Origin of the sequence: Sphingobium soli, from assembly GCF_020782245.1 — a bacterium.
GTDB lineage: Bacteria > Pseudomonadota > Alphaproteobacteria > Sphingomonadales > Sphingomonadaceae > Sphingobium > Sphingobium soli.
In genome coordinates, this window is record NZ_JAJGNP010000004.1 from 102,120 (window position 1) to 121,673 (window position 19,554).

Here is a 19,554-nt window from a genome sequence, read left to right on the forward strand (position 1 = left end):
GCCAAGAATATAGGACTGGCGACGACCATGGCCGACAAAGTGAACAATCTTCAGGATATCTTCCTGAACAGCCTGCGCAAGAGCAAGACCCCGGTGACCATGTTCCTGGTCAAGGGCGTAAAGCTGCAAGGCATCATCACCTGGTTCGACAATTTCTCCGTGCTGCTCCGCCGTGATGGGCAGTCGCAACTGGTATACAAGCACGCCATCTCAACCGTCATGCCGGCCCAGCCGATGGACCTAACCGACCTACGCAAGTCGAGCGATGGGAATGGCAAGTCGAAGCTGTTGCAGGAAATCTTCCTGTCGGCCGTTCGCAAATCCGGCAGCCCGGTCACAATGTTCCTGGTCAACGGCGTCATGCTCCAGGGCGAGATCGCGGCGTTCGACCTGTTCTGCATGTTGCTGGAGCGCGACGGCATGGTGCAGCTAGTCTACAAACATGCCATTTCCACGGTTCAGCCTCTTCATGCGCTCGACTTGACGGGCGAAAACGAACAGGACGACTGATCGCTGCGGCGTTCCTTTCATTCCTTCGATAATGCTCCCGCTCGGCCGGCGTTTCAGCCCATCAGGCTGTTCGCCACCCGACGGGAGCATGTCGCATTTTGAGGCGTTGAAATATTCATGGCCGTGTTCAATCGCGAATCACAGGATGAAGTTTCACGCGGCGCGCGGGCGGTGGTCGTTCACGCGGAAACTCGTGGGCTAGAACGTAGGGACAGCGATGCCCGGCTGGAAGAAGCGCGAGGGCTAGCGCTCGCCATTGGCATTGACGTGCGCGCCGCGCAGGCATTTCGCGTGCGCGACCTCAAGCCGGCAACCCTGTTCGGCAGCGGGCAGGTAGACCAGATCGCGACGCTAGCGCGCCAGGAAGAGGCCGAATTGATCATCGTCGACAATAGTCTGTCGCCGGTTCAGCAAAGCAATTTGGAAAAGGCATGTGAAGCCAAGGTTATCGACCGAACCGGTCTGATCCTTGAAATCTTCGGTGAACGCGCCGCCACCAACGAAGGTCGATTGCAGGTCGAACTCGCCCATCTCGACTATCAGGCGGGGCGCCTTGTGCGCAGTTGGACTCACCTTGAACGGCAGCGTGGCGGCTTTGGCTTCCTGGGCGGTCCGGGCGAAACCCAGATCGAGGCGGACCGCCGCATGATCCGCGATCGCATGGCCAAGATCCGGCGCGAGCTGGATCAGGTGACGCGCACACGCGGCCTTCACCGGGCCCGCCGCCAGCGCGCGCCTTGGCCGGTGATTGCTCTGGTCGGCTATACCAACGCTGGAAAGTCGACGCTTTTCAACCGCTTGACCGGGGCTGAGGTCATGGCGGAAGATTTACTGTTTGCCACGCTCGATCCAACGATGCGCCAGATTGCGTTACCCGGCCTCGACAAGGCGATCCTGTCCGACACCGTGGGATTTGTGTCGGACCTGCCGACGCAACTGATCGCCGCGTTCCGCGCAACGCTGGAGGAAGTGCTGTCCGCTGATCTTATCGTCCATGTCCGCGATATTGCCCATCCCGACAGCGAAGCCCAGCGCGACGACGTGCTGGACGTACTTGGAGAACTCGGCGTGACCGGTGAAGCGGCACTGGAACGCGGGGAGGGGACCTCGGAGCCGCCGCCGATCATCGAGGCGTGGAACAAGCTCGACCTGCTGGATGCGGATAGCATGTCCTTGGTCCGGGAGCAGGCTGCGCGGCGAGAGGATGTCGTGATCCTGTCAGCGCTGACAGGCGAGGGGATGGATCAACTCCAACGGATGATCAGCGATCACATGACCCGCGGAGCGAAAGTTTACACCTTCAGCATTCCCGTTGCGGACGGCGCATCATTGGCCTGGCTGCACGAGCATGGCGAAGTATTGCGTTCCGAAACAGGCGATGACATGACGAATGTCGAAGTACGGCTGTCGGACGCATCTTTCGCGCGCTTTACCAAATCTGACTTTGCGTGAAATAAAAGAGGGCGAAGACCATCCACCCTCCAGCTCTTACGTCAGATTTTTTTCGACGACATTTATCGCCGCGTTGAGGGCAGGGGCGCGCTCGCAACGATTGTCACACGCCTCACGCTGTTTGCGCAACCGGGCCAAGATATTGTTCGCCGCATCGACATTTCCCAGCTTGATTTCCGCGAGCGCCAGACCACTCATGGATCCTGGATGATAATGGAAACCGCGATGCACGCTCCGCTCGAAATATCGGCGTGCGGCGTCAGCGTCACCCAGGCCCAGCTTGGTCACGCCGAGTAAAAAGCGGACGTCCTTGCTCGGGGTTCGCCCCATAAGCCGATTTAACACCGGGTCGGCCTCGGCATATTTTCCCTGCACGACCAGTTCACGGGCATATTGCATAGCGTTTACGGGCGGACGGTCGGGGGGGCCCCTGAACGCGCCACTGGCAGAATATGCCGTGCTACCGGAAGACAAGGTTCCAAAGTCATAACCGGCGTTGAAATTGATGCCAGTGATGCCGGTGACGGCATGTCCTCCTTGCGCGAAGGCAGGAACGGAAACAGCCATACAAAGCGGCAGAAGGAGTCGTAAGCGCATAGCATTCTCCTTTGATCTGAATAGCTAAGATATGCCTGCCATGGGCGCTCGTCAATATCCGTTGCAACTTACAATGGTTAATCCGTGCGCTCCTGTGATTTGGCGCTTTGCCAAAGCGCTTCCTTGTCTTCAAGCGGCATGGCTGCAAAAGACAATCCGCCTTCTGCTTCCATTGTCCGGAAACGGCGCTCGAACTTGCTATTGGCGCGGCGCAGCGCCGTTTCAGGATCGACCTTCAGGTGACGCGCCAAATTCACGACGGCGAACAGCAGGTCGCCAACTTCTTCCTCATACTCGGCACTAGTCCGCGCTGCGGCAACTTCCTTCAGTTCCTCCTCGATCTTTGCGACCACGCCGTCCGTGTCTGGCCAATCGAACCCCGTGCGCGCCGCGCGTTTCTGGAGCTTTTCCGCGCGCGACAGTGCGGGCAGGGCGGTTGCCACACCCGATAGGGCGCTGGGATCGGGCTCCTTTTCCGCGCGTTCGGCCGCCTTGATCGCCTCCCATTGCGCATGGCCATCCTCGCGCCTGACGCCGTCACCAAAGACGTGCGGATGCCGGCGGATCATCTTGCGGGTTATTCCGTCGATGACATCCTGCATGGAAAAATGGCCAGCTTGCTCGGCCATGCGGCTGTGGAACGCCACCTGAAGCAACAGGTCACCCAGTTCATCGCGCAATGCCGCCATGTCGTTGCGCTCGATCGCATCTACCACCTCATAGGCTTCTTCGATCGTATAGGGGGCGATCGAGGCAAAATCCTGAGCGATGTCCCAAGGACAGCCGACTTCGGGATCGCGCAGCCGTGCCATGACGGTGGTCAGCGGCATGATATCGGCTGGACTTGGGCTTTGGCTTGGTCGTGTCATACAACGTCCCGCATCATGTTCAGTGTCGTCGATCGGCGCAGATAGGTGAGGTTCACTCCAGCCGCCAGATGATATTCGTGTTCGATAATATATATTATGTAAAGTTTCATAGCGAGGGATGCGTGTGTCGAGCTGTCCCTTTCGGCGTCCGCATACGCATTAATCCTCTAATATTTGGCTGTGCTTTGCCGTGTCGCGCATGCACACATAGACGGCCAGCGATATGGCGATCATGATGCTGACATAGATGTAGAATGCTTCCTCCATGCCAGCCTGTTTGAACCACAAGGCGACGAATTCGGCCGTGCCGCCGAACAGCGTATTGGCCAAGGCATAAGGCAGCGCCACCCCCAGCGCGCGGATATGCGCGGGAAAAAGCTCAGCCTTCACCACAGCGTTGATCGACGTATAGCCGGTAACGATCAGCAGCCCCGCCATGACCAGCAATCCGGCAACCATCGGATCGGTCGTTTGCGCAAGCGTGGAAAAAATCGGATAGGTGCATATCACACCAAGCACGCCAAAGCTGATCATCAGCGGCTTGCGACCGATGCGGTCCGACACTGCCCCCGCGAACGGCTGAAGCAACATGAACAGGAACAACGTCACTGCATTGATCTGAGACGCGGCCTCGCGGGTCAGGCCGCTGGTGTTCACCAGAAATTTCTGCATGTAGATGCTGTAGGCATAGAAGGCGATCGTCCCGCCAGCCGTTAGCATCATCACCGTCATCGTCTCGCGCGGATGGCGTGTGATCAATTCGACGAAGCCAGACTTGGGCGCGCCCTCGGCCTTGGCATTGGCAAAGCTTTGCGTTTCCGACAGGCCCCGTCGCAGCCAGAAGACGATAATCGCCAGTGCGCCACCGATGAAAAAGGGTATCCGCCAGCCCCAGGAATCGAGTTGCTCCACCGTCAGGCTGGCCTGTAGGATCAGCAGCACGCAAATCGCCACCAGCTGCCCGGCAATCAACGTCACATATTGGAAGCTGGAAAAGAAACCCCGGCGATTTCGACCGGCCATTTCCGATAGATAGGTCGCGCTTGCGCCATATTCGCCACCGATCGAAAGCCCCTGCATCAACCGGGCAAGCACCAGCAGAATCGGCGCGGCAACGCCGATCGTCTCATAACCTGGCGTCACGCCGATCAGCAGAGACCCGGCGCACATCAGCGCCACGGACAAGGTCAAGCCGCTTTTGCGGCCATGGCGGTCGGCATAGACGCCCATCAGCCAGGCGCCGATCGGCCGCATCAGAAATCCGACCGCGAAAATGCCCGCCGCACTCAGCAATTGCGCCGTGCGATCCTCACTGGGGAAGAAATGCGGCGCGAAATAGAGCGTGAAGGCGGAATAGGCATACCAATCATACCATTCGACCAGATTCCCGGTGGATCCGCCGATAATCGCCTTCAGCCTCTGGCGCTGACTGGGTGCTGCATGGCTCTCCGTCATGGCGTCAGCACCATTTCGCCATCCTGCACACCCCAACTTTTGAGGCGCGAAAGCATGTTCATCCCGATGACATTGACATCACCAAATGCGGGCGAGACCACGACTGGCAGATCGCTCGCGCGGATCGGCCCGATGGCGAGGGTCGCGACATTGGATCGCCGCGCCTCCACCCGACCATTGGCGGTCGTCATGATAACACCCGGCGCGCCTAAATCATAATTCAGCCCGGACGCCTGGGCACTGGATTCCGATAAGGCCGTGATGGTCGCGCCACTGTCGATAAGAAAGCGCGCCGGCGCGCCGTTTATCCGGCCTTCGACCCAATAATGCCCGTCTGGCGCAACCGGGATCCGCAGTCTCTGGCCCTCCGTCAGCGCCTGCGGCATGGCGGCAGGCGCATCGGCTGGAGTAGCTACCCCCCCCTCCTCCGCCCAGCGGCCGGTGAGATACCCGCTATCCTGCGCAAATTTGAACAGGCCGAGCAATGCCGCAAAGATTGCGACCCACAGCAACGCCATGCGCCACAAGCTGCTCCACGCGAGCCGCCGTCCAACCAGCGCCGAGCCGACGAGCACCAGCGCCAGCAGATACCAGATGCTCGAAGCCGCCTGACCCGTCCCGTCCATCAGTTCTCCCGCACATTTTTGCCCAAATCTGCCACCAGCCCGTCGTAACCGGGTTCCACGCCCCGGGGCAGTGTATGGCAAAGCGTGGCATAGTCCATGCTTTGGTCCATATGCGTCAGGATCGCCCGTCCCGGCCGCGCCGCCGCGATGCCTTCCAGCGTCATGGCCAGGTGCGGGTGGGTAGGATGCGGCTTTTCGCGCAGCGCATCCACAACCCAGATGTCCACTTGATCATATAAAGCCAGCATTTCGGGTGTTATGACATGAAAATCCGTCGCATAGCCGATGGACTTTCCATCATGACTGAACCGAAAGCCGGTTGAATAGATAGCACCATGGGGCTGATCGACGCAGGAGATGTCGATGTCGCCGATCTGCAATGAATCATGCAGCGGGCACGCGGCGATGGTCGGGTGATAGCCTTGCCGCCCCTCGAACGCATAGGCGAACCGCTGCTTCAGTAATTTCAGCGTCTGCGCGCGGGCATAGCCGGGCACCGGCGTTCCACGATGATGATAAAGCTGCCGCACATCGTCCAGCCCGTGGCAATGATCGGCATGATCATGCGTCCACAGGATCGCGTCGATATGCGCGACATCCGCGCTCAGCAATTGCGCCCGCATGTCAGGCGATGTGTCCACCAGAATGCGCGTCGTCGCGCTTTCCACCAGGATGGATACCCGAGTGCGCCGGTTTTTCGGCTCGCTGGGGTCACAAATGCCCCAGTCATTGCCGATACGCGGCACGCCTGAAGAGGTGCCGCTACCCAGCATGGTCAGCTTCAGGCTCATGCCACCTTCGAGAAGAGCGTGCGAAAATTGGCGGACGTCGCCGCCGCCAGTTGCTCCACGCTCTCGCCTCGCAACGCCGCCAGAAAGCGGGCAGTGTCAGCCACATAGGCCGGCTCGCACGGCTTTCCCCGATGTGGCACCGGAGCAAGAAAGGGCGAGTCGGTTTCCACCAGCAATCGGTTGAGCGGCAATCGCGCCGCCGTTTCCTGCAAATCCCTGGCGCTCTTGAACGTCACGATACCCGATATGCTGATATAGAAGCCCAATGCCATCGCGGCGTCGGCAAAGGCCCCGCTCGCCGTGAAACAGTGGATGACGCCGCTATAAGGACCCTGCTCCATTTCGTCCCGCATGATGCGGATCGTATCGTCTTCAGCGTCACGGGTATGAACGATCAACGGCAGGCCGGTCTCGCGACAGGCGGCAATGTGCGCGCGGAAACTATGTTGCTGCCGCTCCCGGTCGCTATGGTCATAATAATAATCGAGTCCCGTTTCCCCAATGCCTACCACGCGCGGGTGCGAAGCGCGCGCCACCAGCTTGGCGGTGTCGACATGGGAATGTTCATCGGCTTCATGCGGGTGAATGCCGACCGTCGCCCAAACGTCGGGTTCGCGCACCGCCGTGCCCAAAACCGCGTCCCATTCGCTCTCGCGGGTCGCGATGTTGAGCATCAGGTCCACGCCGGCCGCCCGCGAACGTTCCAGCACATTCTTCTGATCCTCTATCAAGCCCTTGTAATTGAGATGACAATGGCTGTCGATCAGCACCGCTCAGCCCTCCGTTTCTACAAGCTCAAGGCGCGGGAACAGCGGCTTGGGCGGGCTTAATGCGAAGCCTGAGGCGCGCAGCGCGGCATAGAAATCGGAGCCGATCAGCTCATAGCCGCGCGTATCGGCGTCAATGCCCATCTGGTCCAGCAAAGCGGCCGCGCTTGCAGGAATGACTGGCTGAATCATCACGGCAAGGCTTGCGATGGCCTCATAAAGGGTGGCAAGCACCGCCTCCATCCGGGCCGGATCGGTCTTGCGCAACGCCCATGGCGCCTGGGCGTCGATATAGGCGTTGCAGGCAAAAACGGCGCGCATCCACGCTTCGATCGCCACCGAAGGCGCCAGATCGTTCATCGCATCCTGGAATATCCGGCAGGCATCGGCAATACCGCTCAACAGCGCGCTATCCACCTCCATAGCCGCTGGTTCAGGCAAGCGCCCGTCCAGATTTTTCGCGATGAAGCTCAACGTGCGCTGCGCCAGATTGCCGAAGCTGTTGGCCAGATCGCTGTTGGACCGGGCAATGATCGCCTCCGCGCTATAGCTGCCATCATTGCCGAACGTCACTTCTGAAAGCAGGAAATAGCGAAGCTGGTCCACGCCGAACCGGTCCGCCAATTCCATGGGATCTGCGACATTGCCGAGCGACTTCGACATCTTCTCTCCACGATTGAGGAGGAAGCCATGGCCGAATATCTGCTTCGGCAAGGGCAGCTTCGCGCTCATAAGGAAAGCTGGCCAATAAACGGCATGAAAACGCACGATATCCTTGCCGATGACATGGGTGATATCGCCGCCTTCGGCCCAATAGCGCGCCATCCGTTCGGCGTCGTCGGGATAACCGCAGCCAGTCAGATAATTGGTCAGTGCGTCGACCCAGACATACATGACATGCCCGTCGGCATCGGGCACGCGCACGCCCCAATCGAAACTGGTGCGCGAAATGCTGAGGTCGGACAGCCCGCCTTCGACAAAGCGCATGATCTCGTTGCGGCGGCTTTCGGGCTGGATGAAATCGGGCTGGCTTTCGTACAGCGCCAACAGCTTGTCCTGATAAGCGGACAGGCGGAAGAACCAGCTTTCCTCGACGGTCCATTCGACCGGGGTGTTCTGCGGCGACAGCTTCGCGCCACCCTCCCCCTTGATCAATTCCTTCTCATCGTAAAAGGCTTCGTCCCGAACCGAATACCAGCCTTCGTAACGTCCAAGATACAGGTCGCCATTCGCCTCCATCGCTCGCCAGATCGCCTGGCTGGCGCGATGATGATCGGGTTCGCTCGTGCGGATAAACCGATCATGGCTGATATTCAGCGCCCCGTTCATCACCTTGAAATAGCCCGCCATTTCATCAGCGAGCGCACGCGGTTCAATGCCTCGCGCGCGCGCCGTCTGCGCCATTTTCAGCCCATGCTCATCCGTGCCGGTCTGAAAGAAGACATCGCGTCCCATCATCCGCTGGAACCGCGCGATCGCGTCGGTGGCGATCACTTCATAGGCATGGCCGATATGCGGGCGGCCATTGGGATAGGAAATGGCGGTGGTAATGGTGAAGGGTTTCGACATGGCGCTTCCCTAACCGCTGATCGCGCCCGCGCAAAGCCGCTTTTCAGCGCCGGGGCGCGAGCGCCGCGACATGACCGGCCAGTTCGAACACCACGGCGGCGGGATCGAGAGACAGGATCACCGCGCCCCCGGCCAGGTGCCGCGCCTGCTCCCAAAGATCGAGCGCTTCCCCCAGGGCCGGTCCCTGCCGCTGGCGCGCAGCCTGCGCGATGAAGGCAGGCGCGCGCTCCAGAAAGGCTTCATAGCGCGCTTTGGCCGATTTGGCCGAAAGCGCCTTGACCAGCGCCAGCCTCTTGCTGTTGCCTTCGTCTGCCCCGGTCGCAAGCTCACCGAGCGCCGTTTCGATTTCAGCAAGATTGAGGCCAGCAAAGCGCATCGCCTGACCTGGCGACCCTTCGCCAGCGTGGACCAGGGCCGTCATTTCAACGTCAGACAGGCCCGGCTGCGCTTCGATCAGCGCCCGTCGCATCGCCGCATCGTTCAGCGCGTCGAACCGCAAGGTCCGGCAGCGCGACCGGATCGTCGGCAGCAAGCGCCCCGGCGCATGGCTGACCAACAGGAAAAGCATGTCCGAAGGGGGCTCCTCCAGCGTCTTGAGCAACGCATTGGCCGCCCCGCGCTCCAGGTCGTCAGCGCTGTCGACAACCACGATCCGTCGCGGCGACAGCGACGGTGCCGACTGGATCAACCGTTGCAGCCCCCGGACCTGATCGACGCTGATGTTCCGGGCGGTGACGCCATCCTTTTCGATCGGGGACAACTCGGCATAATCGGGATGCGCCGTCGCTTCGATCAGCCGGCGGATCGGGTGATCCTCCGGCACCGCCAGCCCGTCACCTTCGATAGCAGGGCCAACCGCGCCCGCAAGCAGCCGCAGCGCCAGAGCGCGCGCGAAGCTCCCCTTGCCGATGCCTTTGGGGCCGGCGAAAATCCAGCCATGGTGCATTCGTCCGCTTTGGGCCTGCGCCAACAGCATGCGCGCCTGCGCTTCATGGCCGATGGGCAGAATCACGGTAGCAGGTCGGCCAGAGCGTCTACCAGACGCTGCGTCACCGCCTCCGTCGTGCCGCTGGCGTCGATAGCGCGGACCCGCTCGCTCTCCTGGGCGGCAAAGCGCGCAAAGGCATCCGCAACGGCATGATGAAAGCGGCTGTCGCGACCGCCGATCCGATCGACATGATCGCCATCGCGCGCCCTCGCGCGATCGGCCGCCACGGCGTCGGGCAGGGTCAGCACCAATGTGCGGTCCGGCAGAAAATCGGCGCTGCCGATGCGATGCAGCGCCACTATGTCGCTGTCGCTCAACTCCCCCTGCCCCTGATAGGCGCGACTTGAATCCAAGAAGCGATCGGATAATACCCACGCGCCGCGCGCGAGTGCCGGGCGGATCGTCTTTTCGATATGATCCGCCCGCGCCGCCGCGAACAGCAACGCTTCGGCGCGCGGGCTCCATCGGTCCGCGCCACCGGTCAGCAACAAGGTGCGGATGGCCTCCGCCCCGTCGCTGCCGCCCGGCTCGCGGGTTTCGAGCACATCAAGTCCTCGCTCTCGCAAGGTCCGGGCCAGCGCACGCAGTTGCGTCGACTTGCCCGCACCCTCCCCGCCTTCCAGCGAGATAAACCGGCCGGTCGTCACCCGAACAGCGACTTCAGGCCGTTCCAGAGCCGACCGAAAACGCCTGCCTCGGCAACGTCCTCGCCCGCGACCAGCGGCATGACCTGCGGCGCGGTATCATGGGTCTGGACGATAAGCTGTGCGATCTGCTGTCCCTTGGCGATCGGCGCCTTGATCGGACCGGTGTAGACGACCTTGACCTTCACGTCCGCCGAAGCGGTGCGCGGGAGCGTGACCGCCAGATTCTGCGGCGCGACCAGGGGAACGCTGGTCGCGCTTCCCAACTGCACTTCGGCGGTTTCGACGGTCTGCCCCTTCTTGAACAGCGGCTGGGCCTTCCACGCCTTGAAGCCCCAATCCATGAAGCGGACAGATTCCTTGATGCGGCCGTTGAAGCTGTTGAGGCCCGCAACCACCATCACCAGTCGGCGACCATCCTGCTCGGCCGATCCCGTGAATCCATAGCCGGCCTCTTCGGTATGACCGGTTTTCAGGCCATCGGCGCCCGCGATCTTGCCCAATATGGGATTGCGATTGGCCTGCTCGATCGCCGAACCGCCCATCGTCTGGCCCCAGGTGAAGGACTTGGTGGCATAGAAACGCTTATAAAGATCGGGCGTCTCCTCGATCGTCGCCTGGGCGAGCGTGGCCAGATCCTCGGCCGTGACATAGGTCACGCCTTCGTCCGGCCAGCCATTGCTGGTGCCGAAATGGCTGTTCTTGAGGCCCAGGCGCTTGCCCTCCTCATTCATCAGCGCGACGAAGGCCTGCTCGGTCCCGGCAATACCCTCTGCCAGCACGACGCAGGCGTCATTGCCAGACAGGGTGACGATGCCATGCAGCAGATTTTCGACCGACACCTGCTCGCCTGCGGACAGGAACATGGTCGATCCCGCTTTCGGGCCATGCCATTGCTGCCAGGTTTCGGGCCGCACGGTGAATTTCGTGTCGAGCTTGAGGTCGCCTTTCTGGATCAGGCGAAAGGCGACATGCGCGGTCATCATCTTCGCCATCGACGCGGGCGGAATACGCGTCTCCCCGCCCTTGTCGTACAACACCGCGCCCGACGACAGGTCCTTCATATAGGCGATCGGCGCTTCGGTCGTGTAAGGCGGCGCGGCCGCGATCACCGGCTGGGCGACCAACCCGGCGGCCAGGAGCATTGCGAGGGATTTCTTCATCGGAACAATTGCCTTCGACTGGATGGATTCGCTTGAAGCGGCCTGAAGCTATGGCTCGTCCTTAGCCATGATGGGCATATTCGCAAAGCCCTGCGCGGCGGCAGCGCGAACACCGGCCTGCGCTGCCTGCCGGGTGGTATAGGGACCATAGCGCACGCGCCATAGTCCGCCCTCCTGTTCCACCTGCGCGCCGATCCGCTTCGCCAGCCTTTGGGCATTGGCGCGCGAGGAAAAGGCGCCGACCTGTACAAAGTAGCGGCCCGACGCCTTTTCCGGCTTAGCCGCCGCCGGCGTCACCGGGGGCGCGGCCGGCTTGAGATCAGCGGGCGCGGGGTCGAACGTCGCGCCGGGCCTCCCGGACGCTGCCGCTTTGGAGGCCAGCACCTCTTTTTCCGATTGGGTTATAGGCGAGCGGGACGGCTGTAATTTTTCGCGCAGCACCTTGAGCAATGCTGGCGGACTTTCCAACCGTTCGGCTGCGCGCTGGTGGGAGCGCAGCGCGACCTGATCCTGACCGGGTGGATTGACGCGCCGCACGCGGACCGCAGCGGACGGACCGGCAAGCCTCAATTGCGCCATCGCGCCTGGAGACAGGCCAATCAGGCGATCATTGCGCATCGGCCCGCGATCATTCACGCGCGCCAGGATCGTGCGCCCGCTGTCCAGCGCCGTCACTTCGACATAGCTGGGCAGCGGAAGCGTCTTGTGCGCGGCCGTGATCGCGTCAGCCGCGAAGGCCTCGCCATTGGCCGTCTTCGCGCCCTGGCTGCCCTCCGCCATCGCGGCGGCATAGCCTACCTCATCATAAGCGGCAGGATCGGCAGGACGGTAAAGCACACCCGCCACATTATAGGCTTCGCCCAGCAGGACAGGTTGATCCTCGACCATGGCGGCAGGCTGCGCTTCAGCAATGGCGGCCATCGCGCTGAATGCCGCCGCGATCAGGGCCGCCAGCGCCTTATTGCTTGACCGCATCCGCCAGCAATCCGACCGACAAGGCGTAAAAATTCGAACAATTATAATCCAGGATCGCCCGGTAGTTGCTGGTCAACAAATAGGCAGTCTTGCCGGGGCCATCGGGTTCCAGCAAGGTCGCCATCATCGTGTCGGCCGGCCAGCGCCCGCTTTCCGGCACCAGTCCGAGCCGCCGCCACTCACCCATGGTCATCCAGCGGCTGTGGCGGTTGAACACGCGGGGACAACGCGGCGGGTTGGTGCGCGCGGCGAGCGACCCGCGATTAAGCCCGGATGGCACGGATACCGCGACACCCCATGGTTCGCCACGTCGCCAGCCGGACTGCACGAAATAGTTGGCGATCGATGCCAGGGCGTCGGCCTCGCTGGTCCAGATGTCGGCCTTGCCGTCGCCGTCGCCATCCTTGGCCAGCCGCAGATAGACGCTGGGCAGGAATTGCGGATATCCGGTCGCCCCGGCCCAACTGCCCACCAGTCGGCTGCGCGGCACGCCATTGTCCAGCATTTTGAGCGTAGCGAGCAGTTCGGGTTCGAACAGCGTCCGCCTGCGCCCCTCCCAGGCCAGCGTCGCCAGCGACCGGATCAGATCAAAGTCGCCGGTGTAGGAGCCATAATTGGTCTCATGCCCGAAAATGGCGACCATGATTTCCTCGGGCACGCCCGTTTCCGCTTCGATGCGCGCCAGCCGGGCGCGATTGGCCTGATAGGCGGTGCGGCCGCGGCTGATCCGCGCGGCATCGACATGCTTGACGCGATAGGGCTGAAAATTCGGGATCGGCGCATAGGCGCCCCCACCCGGTTGGTTCTGATCGAGTTCAATGACGCGTGGGTTGGGCGTCAGGTCTGAAAAGACGCCGTTGAGCGTCGCGTCGCTGATCCCCATTGCCCGCGCCTGCGGCCGCAGGCTTTCCAGATAGGAACGAAAGTCGCCACTGGTTTGCGCGACCGCGGGTACGGGCGTTGCAGCGCCGACCGAAGCGGTCGCAACCGCGACCCACAATGCCGAAAGAGTTGAGCGCAAAGAATCTCGCATGTGGCTGTTGTTGCACAGGCCATGGCGGCCGCGAAACCCCCTATCGAACCATCGCAGCCAGAAGACGATGAACCGAGCACCATGATTTTTACGCTTGGCAACCGCGCATTCCGCGCTAGGAAGCGCGCCAGGGACAGGTGGCCGAGTGGTTTAAGGCAGCGGTCTTGAAAACCGCCGTGGGTTCACGCCCACCGTGGGTTCGAATCCCACCCTGTCCGCCATTTTCGCTTAGTATACTGGAGTTGACAACTGCTCCGGCGCTAATGAGGCTGGGTCGATTATTTTACGGCAAATGCCTATATCGAATTGGTTGATTTGACATTGGATTGGGACGGAATTGAAAGTCATCCTGCATATCGGCGACGCTAAATGCGGTAGTAGTGCAATTCAGGCTAGCTTGAGTGTCGCCGCGAATGATCTTCTCGATCAAGGCATTCTCTACCACGCGCCCAATCCGACGAACGGTCATTCATGCTACACGACCCTGTTTGCAGGAAAAACAAGAGGCGACAACGAGCAGCAGAAACGGTTAGCGCTTCAGAACATGTCTGAAATCCGGGAAATTGTCGCCCGGAGGCAGCCTGAATATGTAATTTTTTCCGGCGAGACACTGTTCAACGTGGCACCTGATGCCATGATCGCGCAGTTGACGGAAGCCGTAGGTCAAAGGTTGAGCGAATTACACGTGTTGGCTTACCTACGCCATCCGGTCCCTCTTTATCTTTCCAATATCCAGCAGACATTGAAGGCGAGTTCTCGATTTCTACCGCCTTCATCATATAGGCGCGACACTCCAGCCACCTTTGTCAGGTGGCGCGCGGAACCGCGATGCACGACAGTGACGGCTAGACTTTTCGACAGATCAAACCTCGTGGATGGATCCGTCGTGCCTGATTTTGAGCATTATCTTCAAATGGTACCGAAAATCCCTGTGCCCAAACTTTCCGATGTACAGGAAAATAGCTCTCTTTCAACCGAGCAAACGATTTTGGTGCAGCGGTTTAGGCGAGATTTCATGCCAGATGATGATGGTCGGTTCATGCCTCGCTCAAATCAACTCATTCATTTTTTTGAAAAGTTGAATAATCTGGAAGGCCGGATCGGAACGCAAGCCGCGCTTCTTCCTGCGGTACAATCCTGTATTATGCAGCGCAACGCCCCCTTTATTGCCAAATTGAATAGCTTATTTCCAGACCTGAAAATGACGAAGCAATATGGCAGTATGACGCAAAATTGGCAGCCATTTTCCAAAAGCTGGACGGATGATGTTTCCAGTATATTGACCGAACCCGACTCCCGACAGATGGCCTTGTTGAAGTCGCTAATCCCTGAATATGACCAACGACTAAGGAGCGGGGATATTTCCTCGGCTGTCGCAAATCTGATGTCACTGGTGAAATCACCGCGATCAATTTCAGTCTTTCATAACTTTCTGAAGTCAGGTGGATTCGAACGAGCTGCTGCTTCGGTAAAACAAATTTAAAAGCGACGTTCTTCGGGGTGTCAAATCTGAAGGGGACGATAAGTGCCACGCGCCTATGGGGTGAATGTCACTGATCGGTGTGGGCAAGTAAATGCCTGTTTATGGTCATAGACAGCAGATCGCAATATTGCCTTAAGGTTTCTCAGATCTCCAACCGGTCAAGCATAATGACCCGGCAAGATTTCCCGCAAGGTGAGCAACCGCGCGTCTGAGACTTCATTGTGCTCTTGGCAGACGATGGCCTGCGGATCGACTGCGTGACTCAAAAGCAGGCCGCACCGATCCGGGCCGTTCCAGATTACCGTGCCGCATACTTCCAGATAATCGGCGATCAATGTCACGCGCTCGCCTACCACTGGCAGCCACGCGCCGCTCACCAGCGCCCCATAAATGGAAATATTCCGGATCTGGACGGGCTGGCTCGTGCCCTCCCAATTGAGCGTAGCCGACACTTCGGTGGCAAAACGCTGCTCACGCCTCCGTTCTGCTCGGGCTCGACACACGGCCTGTTCCATATTCTTCTCCCGGTTCGCCCCCCGGGATAGGCGCAGATTCGCTCTCGATCCTTTATGAACGCTTACGCCACGTGGTTAACGGCGCAGCAAATGTGCGCCGTTGTGGAGAACATCAGGCGAGCGCACCGTGACAATGCTTGTATTTCTGCCCCGAACCACAGGGGCAGGGCGCATTGCGGCTGATGTCCATATTGGTGAAGTCTTCGCCCGCCACCGGCGGCGCAGGCGCGCGCGGGATCGTCGTCGTTATGCTGCCCGTCTGCCCAGCATCGATATCGGCGCTATTATCCTCGCCCGAAAACGGGTCGATATGCGTCGTGATGAAATCCGGCAATACGGGAAGCGCATAATCCTCCATCGGCGGCTGCTCCATCCGGAACTGCACGCGGGCGATCGACCCGGTCACATCCTCGCGGATATTTTCCAGCATCCGCTCGAACAGCGCGAAGGCTTCCTGCTTATATTCGTTGATCGGCGTCTTTTGCGCATAGGCGCGCAAATGGACGACCTGACGCAGCGCGTCGAGCGTCGAAAGATGCTCCTTCCAATGATGATCGAGACTTTGGAGCAGGATCGATTTTTCGATCATGTGCCAATCGGCCGCGTCGATCTCCTTGACCTTCTCGGCAACCGCGGCGTCCGCCATCGCGACCAGCCGCTCCTCGATCATTTCGGGATCGACCGCGTCCTCGGCGAGCCACGCGTCAAAGTCTGGCTCCAGCCCCAAAATCTCCGCAGTGCGGGCCTTCAGTCGCTCCATGTCCCATTGTTCGGGATAGGTGCCGGGCGGGCAGGATGCGCCGACCAGGTCGTTGACCGTTTCGTGCCGCATATCGGTGACGACATCGTCCACCGTATCGGCATCCATGATGTCACTGCGCTGTTCGTAGATGACCTTGCGCTGGTCGTTCATCACGTCGTCATATTCGACGACCTGCTTGCGGATGTCATAATTGCGCGCCTCGACCTTCTTCTGCGCGGTCTCGATCGCCTTGCTGAGCCATTTGGATGGCGGCAGCGCCTCTCCGTCCTCCAGGTTGGAACGGATCATCTTGGCGAACATCGTGTCCGGGCCGAAGATGCGCATCAGGTCATCGTCAAGGCTGAGGTAGAAGCGCGACAGGCCGGGGTCGCCCTGACGACCCGAACGGCCACGCAGCTGATTGTCGATGCGCCTGCTTTCGTGCCGCTCGGTCGCCAACACGAACAAGCCGCCGGCATCCAGCACCTCCTGCTTCTCGACTTCGATCTCCGCTTCAATCCGGGCGATGGCCGCGTCGCGGTCTGGACCTTCTGGCATGTCGCGCAGTTCGTCCTCGACGCGCATCTCCAGATTGCCGCCCAGCTTGATGTCGGTGCCACGACCCGCCATGTTGGTCGCAATCGTCACGGCGCCCTTGCGGCCCGCCTGGGCGACGATATGCGCTTCGCTTTCATGGAATCTGGCGTTGAGCACCGCATGCTTGACGCCTTCCTGGTTAAGGAATTCGGATAGCATTTCCGATTTCTCGATCGACACGGTGCCGACCAGCACGGGCTGACCCTTTTCGGCATGGACCTTGATGGTCCGGGCGATGCCGCGAAACTTGTCTTCCAGATTCTTGTAGAACGTATCTTCTTCATCTATCCGCTGTACCGGCCGATTGGTCGGGATGGTGACGACGTTCATCTTGTAGATTTCGTAAAATTCCGTCGCTTCGGTCGCAGCGGTGCCCGTCATGCCCGAAAGCTTGGGATACATGCGGAAATAATTCTGGAAGGTGATGGAAGCGAGCGTCTGGTTTTCCGGCTCGATATTGACGCCTTCCTTCGCCTCCACCGCCTGGTGCAGGCCATCGGACCAGCGGCGCCCATCCATCATGCGACCGGTGAATTCGTCGATGATGACGACCTTGCCGTCCTTGACGATATAATCGATGTCGCGGCGGAACATGACGTTCGCGCGCAGCGCCTGGTTCACATGATGGACGACGGCGGTATTTTCGAAATCATAGAGGTTGGCGCCCTGCAACAGCCCGGCCTGCTCCAGCAACCGCTCGATCTTTTCCGTGCCGTCTTCGGTCAGCGTGACGCTACGCTGCTTCTCGTCCTTTTCATAATCAGCGTCCGTGACCTGCTTCACGATCGCATCGACCGCTACATAGAGCTCGGACTTGTCGTCCGTCGGCCCGGAGATGATAAGCGGCGTGCGCGCTTCGTCGATCAGGATCGAATCCACCTCGTCGACGATCGCGTAATTGAACGGGCGCTGGACCATCGACCCGCGGTCGAACTTCATGTTGTCGCGCAGGTAATCGAAGCCGAGTTCATTATTGGTCGCATAGGTGATGTCGGCCTCATAGGCCGCGCGCCGCTGGTCCTCGGACAGGTTGGGCACGATAACCCCCGTGGTCAACCCAAGGAAGCGATAGACCTGGCCCATCCAATCGCAGTCGCGGCTGGCAAGATAGTCGTTCACCGTGACGACGTGGACGCCCTTGCCCTCCAGCGCATTGAGATAGGTGGCCAGTGTCGCCACCAGCGTCTTGCCCTCGCCCGTGCGCATTTCGGCGATCTCGCCGCGATGCAGGACGATGCCGCCCACCATCTGCACATCGAAATGCCGCATGCCAAGAACGCGCTTCGACGCTTCGCGCACGGTGGCGAAGGCTTCGGGCAGCAGGTCATCCAGCGTCTCGCCCGCCGCCAGCCGTTCGCGGAAACGGACCGTTTGCGCGACCAGATCTTCATCGCTCAGCGCTTCGATTGATGGCTCGAAGGAAGCGATCCGCTCGACGATCTTGCCCAGCGACTTGACATAGCGTTCGTTGGACGATCCGAAAATGGATTTGGCGAGTGCGCCGAACATGAGCTCTCCCTGAGCGAAAAGACAAAAGGGCGCAACAAGCCACGCCGCAAACAATTGAGCGGCAAATAGGCATCGGCCGGGCGCGCGTCAATTCGGCGTGGGCCTACGGGATACTAAATGCCTGTCAGCCCTGCATGTTTCGACGCGCTTCAGCCTCGCGCAATACCTCTGCCCATCGCTGGGCGATCTGCGCCCGCCCATAGTGCGCGTTGAGGTGCGCCTGCCCGGCCGCCAGACGGTCCCGTTCGCCTGCCCAGTCAAGCGCATAGCGGGCAAGCCCCGCCTGCCAGTCGTCCAACACGATGAAATGCCGCAATTCCTCGTAGGATTCGATCGAATCCGCGATGACGCCGAGCCCTGCCATCATCGCCGTCGCCGGCCGGTTAATGGATTTGCCCGCGGTATAATCATTTTGCGGCACTGGGATGACGGCGACACGATGGCGGCGCAGGGCATGCGGGAAGCTTGCCAGCGCCCATGGGATATAATGATGCGGAATGCCCCAGTGCATCGATGCCCTACGGTATAGGGCAGGCTTGTTGCTGATGATCGTGAGTGTCACGGGATGCCGCGTCGCGAAGCGCTCAAGCTCCGCAATCCGATCGTGCAATTGGCATAAACCCGCGATCCCGGGCATATTGTTGCCAAACCACACGCAATGCAGCGCATCGCCATGCCGGGCGAGAAAGTTGTCGAGCTGCCCGAGCCGCCACCTGTCGATTACCGCCAACCGCACCGCATGCCCGGACATGTCGTCCAGCATGTCCGGGACGATCCGCACGCGATCGCTGATTTCAGGGACCGACTGGATCAGTAGACGCCCCATCCGCTCTGTCGGAACCGTCACCAGGTCCGCGCAGCCCAACAGATGGTTGGTGCGCAGGCTATGGCGCGCGGATTTCTTGCAGCGATTATTGGCGAAACGATTGTCGCAAATGTCGAATACCAGGCTGGATCGCGCGGCAGCCGCTGCCTTCGCGACCTTCATCGCGCCTCGGCCGAAAGCTTTGGAAATGACGACGACGTCATAACCGATCGGTCGACGAAGCAGGGGATAGCGCGCGACGCCCAGACCTGCTTCGCGCAGCGCAGCCAGGGGCTCCAGAACCCGCAGCCTGATACTTGCCTTGCGCGGCGAAAAGCGCTTGGCATAAAAGGCGAAACGGCCCCCGCCGACATGCGTCATATCCAGTGCGACCCTATCATCTATCAACTCGGACAAGCATGACGCCGCCGTTGACGCAAGTCCGCAGTCGCATCGCCATTTAG

18 protein-coding genes and 1 tRNA gene are annotated in these 19,554 nt (G+C 60.4%); 4 read left to right on the forward strand and 15 right to left on the reverse strand.

Features of this window, described 5'->3' with window-relative positions; genetic code table 11:
• Positions 1-27: 27 nt before the first annotated feature.
• Together hfq and hflX are read left to right on the forward strand one after the other, a co-directional pair.
• Positions 28-510, forward strand: coding sequence for an RNA chaperone Hfq (gene hfq, locus LL253_RS07035; protein WP_009821650.1), 483 nt, complete (start codon positions 28-30; stop codon positions 508-510).
• 117 nt (positions 511-627) lie between these two features.
• Positions 628-1,962, forward strand: coding sequence for a GTPase HflX (hflX, locus tag LL253_RS07040; protein WP_228226702.1), 1,335 nt, complete (start codon positions 628-630; stop codon positions 1,960-1,962).
• A gap of 36 nt (positions 1,963-1,998) precedes the next feature.
• On the opposite strand, the gene LL253_RS07045 is transcribed toward hflX, so the two are convergent.
• The 12 genes from LL253_RS07045 to LL253_RS07100 form a co-directional block, all read right to left on the reverse strand.
• Positions 1,999-2,529 carry a tetratricopeptide repeat protein gene (locus tag LL253_RS07045; protein WP_009821648.1) on the reverse strand — a complete coding sequence of 177 codons (531 nt, stop codon included), beginning with the start codon at positions 2,527-2,529 and terminating at the stop codon, positions 1,999-2,001.
• Between the two features lie 107 nt (positions 2,530-2,636).
• Positions 2,637-3,389 (reverse strand): nucleoside triphosphate pyrophosphohydrolase, encoded by a 753-nt coding sequence (gene mazG / locus LL253_RS07050; RefSeq protein ID WP_228226703.1) that lies wholly within the window; start codon positions 3,387-3,389, stop codon positions 2,637-2,639.
• A gap of 198 nt (positions 3,390-3,587) precedes the next feature.
• Positions 3,588-4,883, reverse strand: coding sequence for an MFS transporter (locus LL253_RS07055; RefSeq protein WP_228226704.1), 1,296 nt, complete (start codon positions 4,881-4,883; stop codon positions 3,588-3,590).
• Complete coding sequence (locus LL253_RS07060) at positions 4,880-5,509, reverse strand: retropepsin-like aspartic protease family protein (protein WP_228226705.1); 630 nt, start codon at positions 5,507-5,509, stop codon at positions 4,880-4,882. Before LL253_RS07060 ends, LL253_RS07055 begins: the two co-directional genes overlap by 4 nt.
• Complete coding sequence (locus LL253_RS07065; protein ID WP_009821643.1) at positions 5,509-6,300, reverse strand: MBL fold metallo-hydrolase; 792 nt, start codon at positions 6,298-6,300, stop codon at positions 5,509-5,511. Before LL253_RS07065 ends, LL253_RS07060 begins: the two co-directional genes overlap by 1 nt.
• Complete coding sequence (locus tag LL253_RS07070) at positions 6,297-7,070, reverse strand: TatD family hydrolase (RefSeq protein ID WP_228226706.1); 774 nt, start codon at positions 7,068-7,070, stop codon at positions 6,297-6,299. Before LL253_RS07070 ends, LL253_RS07065 begins: the two co-directional genes overlap by 4 nt.
• A 3-nt stretch (positions 7,071-7,073) precedes the next feature.
• Complete coding sequence (metG, locus tag LL253_RS07075) at positions 7,074-8,636, reverse strand: methionine--tRNA ligase (protein WP_228226707.1); 1,563 nt, start codon at positions 8,634-8,636, stop codon at positions 7,074-7,076.
• A 43-nt stretch (positions 8,637-8,679) separates the two neighbouring features.
• On the reverse strand, positions 8,680-9,648 hold the full coding sequence (locus LL253_RS07080; protein WP_228226708.1) for an AAA family ATPase: 969 nt from the start codon (positions 9,646-9,648) through the stop codon (positions 8,680-8,682).
• A complete protein-coding gene (tmk, locus tag LL253_RS07085) occupies positions 9,645-10,271 on the reverse strand; it encodes a dTMP kinase (RefSeq protein WP_009821639.1) in 627 nt (208 codons plus the stop codon). The genes LL253_RS07080 and tmk overlap by 4 nt, the downstream gene beginning before the upstream one ends.
• Positions 10,268-11,431: a D-alanyl-D-alanine carboxypeptidase family protein gene (locus LL253_RS07090; RefSeq protein ID WP_009821638.1), complete on the reverse strand. Its 1,164-nt coding sequence runs from the start codon at positions 11,429-11,431 to the stop codon at positions 10,268-10,270. Before LL253_RS07090 ends, tmk begins: the two co-directional genes overlap by 4 nt.
• Positions 11,432-11,479: 48 nt before the next feature.
• Complete coding sequence (locus LL253_RS07095) at positions 11,480-12,406, reverse strand: SPOR domain-containing protein (RefSeq protein ID WP_228226709.1); 927 nt, start codon at positions 12,404-12,406, stop codon at positions 11,480-11,482.
• On the reverse strand, positions 12,390-13,439 hold the full coding sequence (locus tag LL253_RS07100) for a lytic murein transglycosylase (RefSeq protein WP_228226710.1): 1,050 nt from the start codon (positions 13,437-13,439) through the stop codon (positions 12,390-12,392). Before LL253_RS07100 ends, LL253_RS07095 begins: the two co-directional genes overlap by 17 nt.
• 131 nt (positions 13,440-13,570) lie before the next feature.
• Between LL253_RS07100 and LL253_RS07105 the strand changes: the two genes are divergently transcribed.
• Together LL253_RS07105 and LL253_RS07110 are read left to right on the forward strand one after the other, a co-directional pair.
• A tRNA-Ser gene (locus tag LL253_RS07105) sits at positions 13,571-13,660 on the forward strand.
• Between the two features lie 116 nt (positions 13,661-13,776).
• Complete coding sequence (locus LL253_RS07110) at positions 13,777-14,922, forward strand: hypothetical protein (RefSeq protein WP_228226711.1); 1,146 nt, start codon at positions 13,777-13,779, stop codon at positions 14,920-14,922.
• A gap of 158 nt (positions 14,923-15,080) precedes the next feature.
• Here LL253_RS07110 and LL253_RS07115 read toward each other — a convergent pair whose 3' ends face one another.
• The 3 genes from LL253_RS07115 to LL253_RS07125 all read right to left on the reverse strand — a co-directional run bounded on the left by LL253_RS07115 (position 15,081) and on the right by LL253_RS07125 (position 19,471).
• Positions 15,081-15,437 (reverse strand): PilZ domain-containing protein, encoded by a 357-nt coding sequence (locus LL253_RS07115; RefSeq protein WP_228226712.1) that lies wholly within the window; start codon positions 15,435-15,437, stop codon positions 15,081-15,083.
• A gap of 112 nt (positions 15,438-15,549) precedes the next feature.
• Complete coding sequence (gene secA, locus LL253_RS07120; protein ID WP_228226713.1) at positions 15,550-18,285, reverse strand: preprotein translocase subunit SecA; 2,736 nt, start codon at positions 18,283-18,285, stop codon at positions 15,550-15,552.
• Between the two features lie 124 nt (positions 18,286-18,409).
• A complete protein-coding gene (locus LL253_RS07125) occupies positions 18,410-19,471 on the reverse strand; it encodes a hypothetical protein (protein WP_228226714.1) in 1,062 nt (353 codons plus the stop codon).
• Positions 19,472-19,554: the final 83 nt, after the last annotated feature.